This window comes from Plantibacter sp. MMLR14_011, assembly GCF_001865025.1.
In the GTDB taxonomy this organism is placed as follows: domain Bacteria; phylum Actinomycetota; class Actinomycetes; order Actinomycetales; family Microbacteriaceae; genus Plantibacter; species Plantibacter flavus_A.
The window spans coordinates 249,724-263,116 of sequence record NZ_MJGW01000002.1 but is presented as its reverse complement, the minus strand read 5'-3'; the positions used below and the strand labels follow the sequence as shown (position 1 = coordinate 263,116).

The 13,393-nt window shown below is 68.8% G+C and carries 7 protein-coding genes; 6 read left to right on the top strand and 1 reads right to left on the bottom strand.

The window, feature by feature from the left end; genetic code table 11:
• Nucleotides 1-29 precede the first annotated feature (29 nt).
• The gene (locus BIU99_RS04045; protein ID WP_071259666.1) at nucleotides 30-1,166 is read left to right on the top strand and encodes a hypothetical protein; all 1,137 of its coding nucleotides are present in this window, start codon (nucleotides 30-32) and stop codon (nucleotides 1,164-1,166) included.
• Nucleotides 1,167-1,339: 173 nt separating this feature from the next.
• On the top strand, nucleotides 1,340-3,868 hold the full coding sequence (locus tag BIU99_RS04040) for an ATP-dependent Clp protease ATP-binding subunit (RefSeq protein WP_064294324.1): 2,529 nt from the start codon (nucleotides 1,340-1,342) through the stop codon (nucleotides 3,866-3,868).
• Nucleotides 3,869-3,995: 127 nt separating this feature from the next.
• On the opposite strand, the gene BIU99_RS04035 is transcribed toward BIU99_RS04040, so the two are convergent.
• Nucleotides 3,996-4,922, bottom strand: coding sequence for a Ppx/GppA phosphatase family protein (locus tag BIU99_RS04035; RefSeq protein WP_064294323.1), 927 nt, complete (start codon nucleotides 4,920-4,922; stop codon nucleotides 3,996-3,998).
• Nucleotides 4,923-5,205: 283 nt separating this feature from the next.
• Between BIU99_RS04035 and BIU99_RS04030 the strand changes: the two genes are divergently transcribed.
• The 4 genes from BIU99_RS04030 (at nucleotide 5,206) to BIU99_RS04015 (ending at nucleotide 13,306) form a co-directional block, all read left to right on the top strand.
• The gene (locus tag BIU99_RS04030; RefSeq protein WP_071259663.1) at nucleotides 5,206-6,582 is read left to right on the top strand and encodes a glucose-6-phosphate dehydrogenase; all 1,377 of its coding nucleotides are present in this window, start codon (nucleotides 5,206-5,208) and stop codon (nucleotides 6,580-6,582) included.
• 255 nt (nucleotides 6,583-6,837) lie between these two features.
• The gene (locus tag BIU99_RS04025) at nucleotides 6,838-7,356 is read left to right on the top strand and encodes an amino-acid N-acetyltransferase (protein WP_071259661.1); all 519 of its coding nucleotides are present in this window, start codon (nucleotides 6,838-6,840) and stop codon (nucleotides 7,354-7,356) included.
• 260 nt (nucleotides 7,357-7,616) lie between these two features.
• Complete coding sequence (locus tag BIU99_RS04020) at nucleotides 7,617-12,530, top strand: ExeM/NucH family extracellular endonuclease (RefSeq protein WP_071259659.1); 4,914 nt, start codon at nucleotides 7,617-7,619, stop codon at nucleotides 12,528-12,530.
• A 110-nt stretch (nucleotides 12,531-12,640) separates the two neighbouring features.
• Complete coding sequence (locus BIU99_RS04015) at nucleotides 12,641-13,306, top strand: hypothetical protein (protein ID WP_064294319.1); 666 nt, start codon at nucleotides 12,641-12,643, stop codon at nucleotides 13,304-13,306.
• The last annotated feature ends 87 nt before the right edge of the window (nucleotides 13,307-13,393 follow it).

Genomic DNA, 13,393 nt, shown 5'->3' with positions numbered 1-13,393 from the left:
TTCGCCTGACGCGATCGAAGGAGGCATCAGTGCACCACACCGATATTCCGACCCGCTCCGACATCGTCGAGCTCGCCACCGCTCGAGAGCCCGGCAGCGTGTCGATCATCCTCGCGACGAGCACCAACCCCTCGGATACGAGCCATATCCGCCTGGACCTCAAGAACCAGGTGAAGGTGGCGGTCGAGCAGCTGACGGCCGCGGGAGCAGACCGGGCGGCGATCGCGGCGTTCACGCAGACGGTCGACGACCTCCAGGAGGATCCGGACTTCCTCCGCTACATGTCCTCGAGCCTCGGGCTCTACATCAGCCCGAGTCTCACGCGCTACTTCCGCGTCCCGAACATCCTCCAGTCCTGCACGGAGGTCTCGGACCGCTTCTTCATCAAGCCGTTGATGCGTGCGCTCACCTTCCCGCAGTCGGCCTACGTCCTGGCGCTCGCGCAGAGCGGTGTGCGACTCGTCGCGGTCTCGCGTGATCTCCCGGCCACGAGCATCGAACTCGAGGGTGTCCCCGCCGACGTGGCCGCAGCCGCTGGTGTCGACTCGATCAGGGGTCGCGGTTCCGACGGACGCAGCCCCCAGGGACGCATCCAGGGTTCCGAGGGACAGAAGGTCCGGATGCAGGAGTACGCGCAGGCGATCAACAAGGCGTTGTCGCCCGTGCTCGCCGGTTCGAAGGAGCCGCTCATCCTCGCGGGCGCCGAACCGATGACGGGGATCTTCCGGTCCGTCTCGAGTTACAAGCACCTCGTGAAGCCCGAGATCGAGGGCAATCAGCAGGAGCGCTCCGACGAGCAGCTCGCCGCAGCAGCCCGCCCGATCCTCGACGAGCTGTACGCCGCCGAACTGCACGCGCTGTGCGAGGAGTTCGGCACCCGCGCGTCGAACGGTCGTGCCGTGACCGACCTCGGCGACGTCGCACGTGCCGCGACGGCGAACGCGGTCGACACCCTGTTCGTCGACATCGACAGCAACCTGCCGGGCACGGTCGACGAGACCACCGGTGTCGTCACGCTCGCCGATGACGCCGACGCGACGAACTACGGCGTGATCGACGAGATCCTCCGCCGGGCGCTGCTCTCCGACGCCCGGATCCTCGCCGTCCGTGCCGACGACGTCCCCGGTGGGGGCGCCCTCGCGGCGACCGTCCGGTTCCCGGTCTGACCGAGCCGCGATCAGTCGACACCCGCAGCGCACGTGCCCGGTGCACGTGCGCTGCGGCGTTCCCGGTGGCCGCGCATCACGCCCACGGCGAACAGGGGCGAAGAGAGCTGCGGCGGTCGTTACGCTCCTACTAACGGCATCACCACCCTGCCCGGTGCCGGAGGAGAGTGATCATGTTCGAGAGATTCACCGACCGTGCGCGTCGTGTCGTCGTCCTGGCCCAGGAAGAGGCCAAGATGCTCAACCACAACTACATCGGGACCGAGCACATCCTGCTCGGCCTCATCCACGAGGGAGAAGGAGTCGCCGCCAAGGCGCTCGAGTCCCTCGGGATCTCCCTCGATGCCGTGCGCGAGCAGGTCACCGACATCATCGGCACCGGCCAGCAGCAGCCGACGGGACACATCCCGTTCACGCCGCGCGCCAAGAAGGTGCTGGAGCTGAGCCTGCGCGAAGCGCTGCAGCTCGGCCACAATTACATCGGCACGGAGCACATCCTGCTCGGCCTCATCCGCGAGGGCGAGGGCGTCGCAGCCCAGGTCCTCGTGAAGCTGGGCGCCGACCTCAACCGTGTGCGCCAGCAGGTCATCCAGCTGCTGTCCGGCTACCAGGGCAAGGAAGCAGCCCCGGTCGGCGGCAACCAGAGTGAGCAGCAGGCGCAGGGCGGGTCGCAGATCCTCGACCAGTTCGGCCGCAACCTCACGCAGGCCGCGCGCGACAACAAGCTCGACCCGGTCATCGGTCGCGACAAGGAGATGGAGCGGGTCATGCAGATCCTCTCCCGTCGCTCGAAGAACAACCCGGTCCTCATCGGTGAGCCCGGCGTCGGCAAGACCGCCGTCGTCGAGGGTCTCGCCCAGGCGATCGTCAAGGGCGATGTCCCGGAGACGCTGAAGGACAAGCAGCTGTACTCGCTCGACCTCGGCTCGCTCATCGCCGGTAGCCGCTACCGCGGTGACTTCGAGGAGCGCCTGAAGAAGGTCACCAAGGAGATCCGCACCCGCGGCGACATCATCGTCTTCATCGACGAGATCCACACCCTCGTGGGTGCCGGTGCCGCCGAAGGCGCGATCGACGCGGCCTCCATCCTCAAGCCGTTGCTCGCCCGCGGTGAGCTCCAGACCATCGGTGCCACCACGCTCGACGAGTACCGCAAGCACTTCGAGAAGGACGCCGCACTCGAGCGTCGCTTCCAGCCGATCCAGGTCATGGAGCCGTCGCTGCCCCACACGATCAACATCCTCAAGGGGCTGCGCGACCGGTACGAGGCACACCACAAGGTGTCCATCACCGACGGCGCGCTCGTCTCGGCGGCGAACCTCGCCGACCGGTACATCTCCGACCGCTTCCTGCCCGACAAGGCCATCGACCTGATCGACGAGGCCGGTGCACGCCTGCGTCTGTCGATCCTCTCGAGCCCCCCGGAGCTGCGCGAGTTCGACGACAAGATCGCCGGCGTCCGCGAGGCCAAGGAGACGGCCATCGAGGAGCAGGACTTCGAGAAGGCCGCTTCGCTCCGTGACGAGGAGAAGAACCTGCTCGGCGAGCGTCTGCGCCTCGAGAAGCAGTGGCGCTCGGGCGACGTCAAGACGACCGCCGAGGTCGACGAGGGCCTGATCGCCGAGGTGCTCGCCCAGGCGACCGGCATCCCCGTCTTCAAGCTCACGGAAGAAGAGTCCTCGCGACTCGTCTTCATGGAGAAGGCGCTGCACCAGCGGGTCATCGGTCAGGAGGAGGCCATCTCGGCGCTCTCCAAGACCATCCGCCGCACGCGTGCCGGCCTCAAGGACCCGAAGCGTCCCTCGGGCTCGTTCATCTTCGCCGGCCCCACGGGTGTCGGTAAGACCGAGCTCGCGAAGGCGCTCGCCGAGTTCCTGTTCGACGACGAAGGCGCGCTGATCTCCCTCGACATGTCGGAGTACGGCGAGAAGCACACGGTCTCGCGACTGTTCGGTGCTCCTCCCGGGTTCGTCGGCTTCGAAGAGGGCGGCCAGCTCACCGAGAAGGTGCGCCGCAAGCCGTTCAGCGTCGTGCTCTTCGACGAGATCGAGAAGGCCCACCCCGACATCTTCAACTCGCTCCTCCAGATCCTGGAAGAGGGCCGGTTGACGGATGGTCAGGGTCGCGTCGTCGACTTCAAGAACACCGTCATCATCATGACCACCAACCTCGGTGCTCGCGACATCGCCGGTGGTCCGGTCGGCTTCCAGATCGAGGGCAACGCCTCGACCGGGTACGACATCATGCGCGGCAAGGTGAACGAGGAGCTGAAGAAGCACTTCAAGCCCGAGTTCCTGAACCGTGTCGACGACATCATCGTGTTCCCGCAGCTGTCGAAGCCGGAGCTCCTGCAGATCGTGGACCTGTTCACGAAGCGTCTCTCGGAGCGTCTGCTCGACCGCGACATGACGATCGAGCTCACGCTGCCGGCGAAGGAGCGCCTCATCGAGGTCGGTTTCGACCCGACCCTCGGTGCTCGTCCGCTGCGTCGTGCGATGCAGCGCGAGGTGGAAGACCAGCTCAGCGAGCAGATCCTCCACGGCGAGCTCAATGCCGGCGACCACGTGCACGTCGACTTCGTGAACGGCGCGTTCGCCTTCACGACCTCGGCTCGCGGTGAGTCGGTCGGTGCCGGCGTCAACGCGCAGGCGTCGCTCGGTACGGGTTCGGCCACGCCGGACCTCGCGATCACGGGCGAATAGCCCCGAGTCACCGAAGGCCCCCACTCCGCGGAGTGGGGGCCTTCGTCGTGCCGGGACGTGTTGGTTCGCCCATCCTCGGGCGATTCGGCGCTCACTCGCCCGAACCTGGGCGAGCGAACGATGGCGGTCAGCCGAGGCGGTCGAGGTACCGGAGGATGATGCCCTCGCGGAGCGCCCAAGGGGAGACGTCGAGCTCGCGGACGCGGAAGGCGGCCATCGCCTCGGACAGGACGATCCCGCCGGCGACGATCTGGAAGGTGCGGTCGGCGGTGATCCCGGGGAGCGCGGGGCGGGCCTCGGCCGGAATGCGGGCGAGCCGGGGGATCCAGTCGTCGAGCTGGCTGCGCCGGAGCAGCGACCGTTCGGTGCCTCCGATGCCGTCGGCCACCGATCCGGCGAGGCGTGCGAGGGAGCGGATGGTCTTGGACGACCCGACGACGTGATGGGCGTCGGGCTCCTCGGCGAACGCGGGGAGTGCTGCGGTGAGCACCTCGCGGGCGTGTAGGCGGAGTGCCTCCTGCTGTGCGGCGGTCGGCGGGTCGTCGTGGAGGAAGCCCACGGTGGAGCGGCCGGCGCCGAGCGGGAGGGAGATCGCGACATCGGGATATTCGTCGCCGCCGGCTGCGATCTCGAGTGAGCCGCCGCCGATGTCGAGGAGGAGCATCTCGCCGGCCGACCAGCCGTACCAGCGGCGGACGGCGAGGAAGGTGAGCTTCGCCTCGTCGTCACCGGAGAGGACCTGCAGGGCGATGCCGGTCCGTTCCTCGACGAGGGCGAGGACCTCCGGCCCGTTCGTCGCCTCACGGATGGCCGAGGTCGCCATCGAGAGCAGTTCGTCGAGGCCGCTCTCGCGGGCGATCGCTGCCGCTGCACCGATCGACTCGAGGATGACCGCGACGCCCTCGTCGCTGATCGATCCGTCCGGGGTGAGGTATCGCATGAGCCGCAGCACCGACTTGTGCGACGACTGGGGGATCGGCCGCGCTCCTGGGTGTGCATCGACGATGAGCAGGTGGACGGTGTTCGATCCCACGTCGAGGACTCCGAGTCGCATGCGCTCACAGTACTGCCTGCCCGCCCGCGTCCGCTGTGGTCGGTCGCCAGCGCGGTGCGCTGACGTGAGCGCGGGTCCAGTGCGTGAGCGCGGGTCTCCGGAGGGGCGCGCTCACGCGCTGGACCCGCGGTGAGGCCGATCCTGCGCCACTCGCGTCGGCGCACCGCGCTGACCCCCAGAACCCTGCGCTCGCGTCGGCACACCGCGCTGGGCCGGGGTGGGGTGGACCTCGGGAGGACGCAAGGCCGCGCGACCTGGTCGGCGCACCGCGTAGGATCGCCGCATGACCGCCGCCACCTCGGAATCCTCCGCCCCTCGAACCCTCGTGATCCTCGGTGCCGGGGGCGATCTCACGGCCCGACTCCTGCTGCCTGGACTCGCGTCACTCCTCGCCTCCCCGCGTGGCGAGGCGGTGCGCCTCATCGGAGTCGACCGGTCCGAGTCGAGCGACGAAGCCTGGAGGAAGCGCGTCGAGACCGCGTTCGCGGACGCCCCGTCGAAGCTCGCCGAGACGATCGTCGCCGAGACCACCTACGTGCAGGCCGACGTCTCCGACCCGGCGTCGCTCGAACGGGTCCTCGCGGCGGCCGGACCGAACGTCGCCCTCTACTTCGCGCTGCCGCCCGCCATCACTCTGCTCGCGTGTAAGGCGCTGCGGAAGCTGGAGCTCCCCAAGGGCATCATGCTCGCCCTCGAAAAGCCGTTCGGGACCGACTACGCCTCCGCCCGCTCGCTCAACCGCCTGCTCCAGCACCTGGTGCCGGAGGAGCAGGTGTTCCGCGTCGACCACTTCCTCGGCAAGTCGACGGTCCTCAACCTGCTGGGCCTCCGCTTCGCGAACCGCATCTTCGAACCGCTCCTCTCCGCCGACAACGTCGAACGTGTCGACATCGTCTTCGACGAGCAGCTGGCGCTCGAGGGTCGCGCCGGGTACTACGACCGCGCGGGCGCCCTGATCGACATGATTCAGAGTCACCTGCTCCTCGTCCTCGCGTTCGCGGCCATGGAGCCACCGGCGAGCGTCGATGCCGAGGATCTGCGTGGCGGCATGGCCCAGGTGCTGCGGGCGACCCGACCGTGGAAGACGAATGGCACGGAGAGCCGGCGTGCACGCTACGGCGCCGGGACGATCGGCGATCGCGAGCTGCCCGCCTACGTCGACGAGCAGGGCGTGGACCCGTCGCACCACACGGAGACGCTCGCCGAGATGACCCTCGCGATCGACAACTGGCGTTGGGCCGGTGTCCCGTTCGTGCTGCGGTCCGGGAAGGCGCTGGCGGACACCCGTCAGGAGATCGTCTTCACCTTCAAGCCGGTGCCGCACCTCCCGTCCGGCCTGCACGGGATGAAGACCCCGGCGCGGCTCCGCATCGGCCTGAAGCCGGCGTCGCTCGACCTCGACCTGATGATCAACGGTGAGGACGACCCCTTCGAGCTGGACCCGGTCGCCCTCCACGCCGAACTCCAGGCCGGGCAGCTCAGTGCCTATGGCGAGGTCCTGTCGAGCATCCTCGAGGGTGATCCCACCCTGTCGGTGCGCGGTGACGTCGCCGAGCAGTGCTGGCGGATCGTCGCGCCGGTCCTCAAGGCGTGGCGCAAGGACGAGGTGTCGATCGACACCTACCCGGCCGGCACCGCGGGTCCGAGGTCCTGGCGCTGATCCCGACCTCGTGATCCGATGTCGTCACTCCGGTGTCCGGCGTCCGGCGCCAGCGCGGTGCGCTGACGTGAGCGCGCCCCACTGGACCGAGCGCGCCCCTCTGGAGGCCTGCGCTCGCGCGGCTGGGTAGCGCTCACGCCGCTTCGGCAGCGCTTGCGCGAGCGCACCGCGCTGGCGCCCACCAACCCGCGCTGGGTCGGGAGCACCGCGCTGGCGTCAGTAGACTGCTCGGAGGTTCTGACAGGAGGAGGCGGGATGGTCGAGCAGGCTCAGCAGGGGTATATCGTCCGTCGCGCCCGCACGAGCGACGTCCGCCGCATCCAGGCGCTCGTCGAACCACTCGTGCAGCAGCGCATCCTCCTCGGCAAGGACGACGTCGTGTTCTACGAAGCCGTCCAGGAGTTCCGCGTCGCCGAGACGCCCGACGGCGAACTCATCGGCTGCGGCGCGCTGCACGTCATCTGGGAGGACCTCGGTGAGGTCCGCACGCTCGCCGTCTCCGCCGACCACCTCGGCACCGGGGTCGGCCACGCGCTCGTCGAGCGCCTCGAGCACGACGCGATCGAGCTCGGCCTGCGTCGCCTGTTCTGCCTGACCTTCGAAACCGGCTTCTTCACGAGACACGGCTATCAGGAGATCGGCGAGGAGATCGTCCCACCCGAGGTCTACGCACAGCTCGTGCGTTCGTCGGACGAAGGTGTTGCGGAGTTCCTCGACCTCGCGCGGGTCAAGCCGAATACGCTCGGTAACACCCGGATGCTCAAGCTGCTCTGAACCACAGCTTGAAGGTTGGCGCTCGTCGGAGCGACCGGTGAGACCGTTCACATCGCCGAGCTGATCAGCACTTTCTCCGATTCCCGGCGCGAACCCGCTGCTCACATGAGCAGGCCCGGATTTACGTGCCGTTCACATTCGCGGTGGTCTTCCGTCACGCATGTCGGTTAGCTTGTGAGGCACTACCCATCGTCTGTGCCTCGAATGGGGGGTGCGTTGTCGCGCGCTCCGAACGAGGACGGCCCTCGATTCGGAGCCACATGTCGTTCAAACACCCGTGGAGGCTGTCCGCCTTCGCCGCCCTTGCCGGGCTCGTCGCCGCACCCCTCGTGGCGACACCAGCCGTCGCCTCGACCGACGGCCTCGGCGTCGTCATCAACGAGGCCTACCTCTCGGGCGGGAGCGCGAACGCGCCCTACCTGAACAAGTTCGTCGAGCTCTACAACCCGAGCGACGCGGCAGTCGACGTCAGCGGCTGGTCGATCCAGTACCGTTCGGCGACCGGTGCCGCGGCGTCGTCGACGACGGTTCCGCTCACCGGGAAGATCGCGGCCGGCGGCTACTACCTCGTCTCGGGCAGCAGCAACGGCGCGGTCGGCGCGGCTCTGCCGACACCCGACGTAGCCAGCGAGCTGAACGCGTCGGGCTCCAAGGGCACTATCGCCCTCGTCGCCTCGACCGCGGCGGTCACGCTCCCGACCGGTTCCGTCGTCAGTAACCCGGCGATCGTCGACCTCCTCGGCTACGGCACGTCGAACACCTTCGAGACGGCCGCTTCGCCGTCGCCGTCGGGCAACAGCGTGCCGCAGTCGATCGTGCGCACCACCTTCGCCGACACCGACAGCAACGCCGCCGACTTCACGCTCAGCGACACCGTCACCCCGCAGAACAGCGCCGGCGACACCCCGGTCGACCCCGAGCCCACCCCGGAGCCGACCCCTGAACCCACCGACCCGACCACCCCGGTCGAGCCCGGCACGGCGACGATCGCCCAGATCCAGGGCACCGGCGCCGCGAGCACGATGGTCGGCCAGACGGTCACCACCACCGGCTTCGTCACCGCGAGCTTCCCGACCGGTGGCTTCAACGGCTACTACCTGCAGACCGCGGGCACCGGTGGAGCGATCGACCCCGCGACGCACCTCGCGTCCGACGGTGTCTTCGTCTACTCGCCGGCCACCGTCGGTTCCGTCACCGTCGGCCAGTACCTGCAGGTCACCGGCGTCGTGGACGAGTACTACGGCCTGACGCAGCTGAAGGTCACGGACGCGGCCGCCGTCACGGCACTGGACGCCACCGGCGTCACCGCACCGACCGCCGCGAGTGTCGCCTTCCCGGCGACCGACGAGGAGCGCGAGCGCCTCGAGGGCATGCTGCTCGCCCCCGCCGGCGACTACACGGTCACCGACAACTACAGCACGAACCGCTACGGCGAGATCGCGCTCGCGGCGTCGACGACGCCGTTCGTCACGCCGACGGTCCTCGGCAAGCCCGGTTCCGCTGAGGCGCTCGCCGCCGCGGCCCGGGTCCCGGCGGAGAAGGTCGTCCTCGACGACGGCGCGACCGTCGACTTCTCGAAGGCGGAGAACACCGGCACCCCGCTGCCGTACCTCTCGACCACCGCGCCCGTCCGGGTCGGTGCCGCCGTCGACTTCACCGCTCCGGTCGTCTTCGACTTCCGCAACAGCAACTGGAAGTTCCAGCCCACGCAGCAGCTGACCGGTGCCAACACGGCGACCGTGCAGCCGGCCACGTTCGAGAACACCCGCTCCACCTCACCTCGCGGTGTCGGTGGCGACGTGTCCCTCGCGACCTTCAACGTCCTCAACTACTTCGCCACCACCGGTGACTCCCGGACCGGGTGCACCTTCTACACCGACCGCCAGGGCGGGAAGACCACGGTGAACAACTCCGACGCCTCCGGTTGTGGCGTCCGGGGAGCGGCGACGGCCGAGAGCCTCGCCCGTCAGCAGGCGAAGATCGTCTCCGCGATCAACGCCCTGGACGCCGACGTCGTCTCGCTCGAGGAGATCCAGAACTCCGCCTCGATCGGGCTCGACCGCGACGACGCCCTCAAGACGCTGACCGCGGCGCTCAACGCCGATGCCGGCGAGGGCACCTGGACGTTCGTCCCCTCGCCCGCGAAGGTCCCCACGGACGAGGACGTCATCCGCACGGCCTTCATCTACAAGTCGGCCACCGTCGAGACCGTCGGTGAATCGCGCATCCTGCTCGACTCGCCCGCGTTCGACAACGCCCGTGAGCCCGACGCGCAGGCGTTCAAGCCCAAGGGGGCGGACGACGCCGCGACGTTCCTCGTGATCGCCAACCACTTCAAGTCGAAGAGCACCTCGGCAGCGGCCACCGGAGACAACGCCAACACCGGGCAGGGCGCCTTCACCGGCGACCGCACGCGTCAGGCCAAGGCCCTCGTGACCTTCGCGGACACGGTCTCGAAGGACGTCGGCACGAAGAAGGTCTTCCTCGTCGGAGACTTCAACTCCTACGACGCCGAGGACCCGCTGGACGTGCTCCGCGACGCCGGCTACATCAGCCAGGAGGCCAAGACCGGCGAGTACACCTACGCGTACGAAGGCGCGGTCGGGTCCCTCGACCACATCTTCGCGTCGCCGGAAGCCGACCAGAGCGTCACCGGTGCCGACGTGTGGAACATCAACTCCGTCGAGTCGATCGCCCTCGAGTACTCCCGCTACAACGCGAACGTGACCGACTTCAATGTGCCGGACATGTTCCGCTCGAGCGATCACGACCCCGTGATCGTCGGCATCAGCGCCGACGCGAGCGAGTCCGCGACCGTCAACCTGCTCAACATCAACGACTTCCACGGTCGGATCGACGCCAACACGACGAAGTTCGCGGGCACGATCGAGCAGCTCAAGGCGATGTTCGCGCCCGACCAGACGGCGTTCATCTCCGCTGGTGACAACATCGGCGCCTCGCTCTTCGCCTCGTCGGCGCAGCAGGACCAGCCGACGATCGACGTGCTGAACGCGCTCGGTCTGAAGGCCTCCGCGGTGGGCAACCACGAGTTCGACCAGGGCTACGGCGACCTCGTCGACCGCGTCATGGCCGACGGGAAGAACGCGGCCTGGCCGTACCTCGGTGCCAACGTCTACGAGAAGGGCACGAAGAAGCCCGCGCTCCAGGAATACACGATCCTCGACATCGACGGGGTGAAGGTCGCCGTCGTCGGCGCCATCACGCAGGAGACGCCGACGCTCGTGTCGCCCGCCGGCATCGCCGACCTCGACTTCGGTGACCCGGTCGAGGCCGTGAACCGCGTCGCGGCTCAGCTGACCGACGGCGACGAGTCCAACGGTGAGGCGGACGTCATCGTCGCGGAGTACCACGAGGGTGCTGGAGCCGGCACGCCGGACGGCGCGACCCTCGAGCAGGAGCTCGCCGAACAGAGCGCCTTCACCGAGATCGTCACCACGACGAGCGCGGACGTCGACGCCATCTTCACCGGCCACACGCACAAGCAGTACGCATGGGACGCTCCGATCCCCGGCGTGACCGGCAAGACCCGCCCGGTGCTCCAGACCGGCAGCTACGGCGAGTTCATCGGTCAGATCACGCTGACCGTCGACCGCGCGTCGGGTGACGTGACCGCCTACACGGCGAAGAACGTCGCACGCACCACGGTGGCGGAGGCCGACCTGGTCAAGCAGTTCCCCGCGGTCGCGACGGTCAAGACGATCACCGACAAGGCCCTCGCGGTCGCGGCGGAGATCGGCAACCAGAAGATCGGTGAGGCGACGGCCGACATCACCCGCGCGTTCAACAACGGGGTGAAGGACGACCGCGGCGCCGAGTCGACGCTCGGTGCGCTCGTCGCCGACTCCCTCCGCGCCTCGCTCTCGAGTGCCGACCGGGGCGGAGCCGACATCGGCATCGTCAACCCGGGCGGCATGCGTGAGGAGATCCTCGCGGGCGACATCACGTACGCCGAGGCGAACGCGGTGCTGCCGTTCCTCAACAACCTGTGGACGACCTCGCTCACGGGTGCGCAGTTCAAGACCGTGCTCGAGCAGCAGTGGCAGCTCGACGCGGCCGGGAACGTGCCGTCCCGTCCGTACCTGCAGCTCGGACTGTCGTCGAACGTGCAGTACACGTTCGACCCCACGAAGGCCCAGGGACAGCGCATCACGAGCATCACGGTGAACGGCGCTCCGATCGACCCGAGCAAGAGCTACCGGATCGGCTCCTTCAGCTTCCTGCTGCAGGGTGGCGACAACTTCCGAGAGTTCGCGAACGGCACGGACACACGTGACTCCGGTCTCGTCGACCGCGACGCGTGGATCGCCTACCTGACGGCGAACAGCCCGGTGTCCCCGGACTTCGCCCGCCAGAGCGTGCAGGTCACGAACGCGCCGACCGCAGCGGTCGCCGCAGGGAAGACGGTCTCGTTCGACGTCGCGAAGCTCGACCTCACCTCGACCGGCAGCCCGGTGAACACCTCGCTGACGATCGAGCTGAACGGCTCGCCGATCGGGACGGCCCCGGTCACCGCGGGGGCCGCGACGGTGTCCTTCACCGTCCCGGCGGGTACCGCTGACGGCGCGGCGACGGTGCGCCTCACGGCACTCGAGTCGGGGACGACGCTGACGGTGCCGCTCACGGTCGCGACGCCGCCGGTGGTCACGCCGCCGACGCCCGCTCCGGAATCCGCGCTCATCCAGGCGCTCAAGGACCTGATCAAGGCGATCACCGACTTCATCATCGGCAAGCTCGCCACGATCCACGTCGGCAAGGAGTACGCCGGCACCTGGGTGAGCGTCTGGCTGCACTCCGACCCGATCCTCGTCAGCGACGGCCTCGTGCAGGTCGACGCGGACGGCAACGTGCAGGTCACGGTTCCTGAGGACGCGCCGGTCGGTGCCCACCGCCTGGTCGTCCAGGATGCCGACGGCAACGTCATCGGTTGGCAGGACATCGTCGTGCAGGCTGCGGCGGTCGACCCCGGCACCGACCCGGGCACCCAGCCCGGTGCAGGCGGTGGGACCGGTTCGGGAACGGCCGGCGGAAGCCAGGACGGCAGCCTGAGCAAGACCGGTGCCGAGCCGTGGGGGAACGCGGCGCTCGCCGCGCTGCTCCTCGTCGGTGGTCTCGCGCTCGTGATCGCCCGTCGTCGCTCGGCGCAGCAGCTCTAGGCGCTCGCACCACCCAGCACCATCCCGATGCCCCGTCATCGGTCGGACCACGGTCCGCACCGACGGCGGGGCATCGGGCGTTTCCGCGCCACTGCACTTAATCTGTGAGCATGTCGAGCCTCACGAATCCCCGCGGACCGGAGCGGCCCGCCGTCTACTGGCGACGCAGGCTGATCGTGTTCGGTGTCCTGCTCGCCGTCATCGTCCTGGTCATCGTGCTCATCGTCCGTCTCGCGTCGGGTCCGGGCACCGAGAACACGGCCGCGACGTCGACCCCGACGCCCACCGCGACCCCCGCGCCGACGCCGGCTCCTGAGGCGTCGACGGCCGCGCCGATCGATGAGGCCGCGACCACCGACCCCGGTTCGGCGGCCGCATGCACCGCCGACCAGATCCGCGTCGAGGCGGTCGTGAACGGCACGAGCTTCGCGGCGGACGAACTCCCGCAGCTCTCGCTCAGCGTGACGAACACCGGCTCGGCCGCGTGCACGATGAACGCCGGTACGAGCCAGCAGGTGTTCACGGTCTCGAGCGGCGAGGAGCCCTACTGGACGTCGACCGACTGCCAGACGGCACCGAGTGACCAGCAGGTGCTCCTCGAGCCGGGGAAGACGGTCTCGTCGAACCCGCCGATCACCTGGGACCGCACGCGGTCGGCGCCCGACACCTGTGACCAGCCGCGGGACCCGGTGCCCGCGGGCGGCGCCTCGTACCACCTGAACACCTCGATCGGCGGCTTCGCCTCCGCTGACAGCGCGCAGTTCCTGCTCAACTGAGTTCGCGCGTCGCCGAGAGTGCTCGTTCCGTCCGCTGACCGCGGATCAGGCGACGCTTCGTGCGCTCTCGGTGCCTGCGACAATGGA

Excerpts from the sequence above, each read along its gene's own strand:
- BIU99_RS04040 (WP_064294324.1), top strand. The coding sequence starts at position 1,340 with ATGTTCGAGAGATTCACCGACCGTGCGCGTCGTGTCGTCGTCCTGGCC.
- BIU99_RS04035 (WP_064294323.1), bottom strand. The coding sequence starts at position 4,922 with ATGCGACTCGGAGTCCTCGACGTGGGATCGAACACCGTCCACCTGCTC.
- BIU99_RS04030 (WP_071259663.1), top strand. The coding sequence starts at position 5,206 with ATGACCGCCGCCACCTCGGAATCCTCCGCCCCTCGAACCCTCGTGATC.
- BIU99_RS04025 (WP_071259661.1), top strand. The coding sequence starts at position 6,838 with ATGGTCGAGCAGGCTCAGCAGGGGTATATCGTCCGTCGCGCCCGCACG.
- BIU99_RS04020 (WP_071259659.1), top strand. The coding sequence starts at position 7,617 with ATGTCGTTCAAACACCCGTGGAGGCTGTCCGCCTTCGCCGCCCTTGCC.
- BIU99_RS04015 (WP_064294319.1), top strand. The coding sequence starts at position 12,641 with ATGTCGAGCCTCACGAATCCCCGCGGACCGGAGCGGCCCGCCGTCTAC.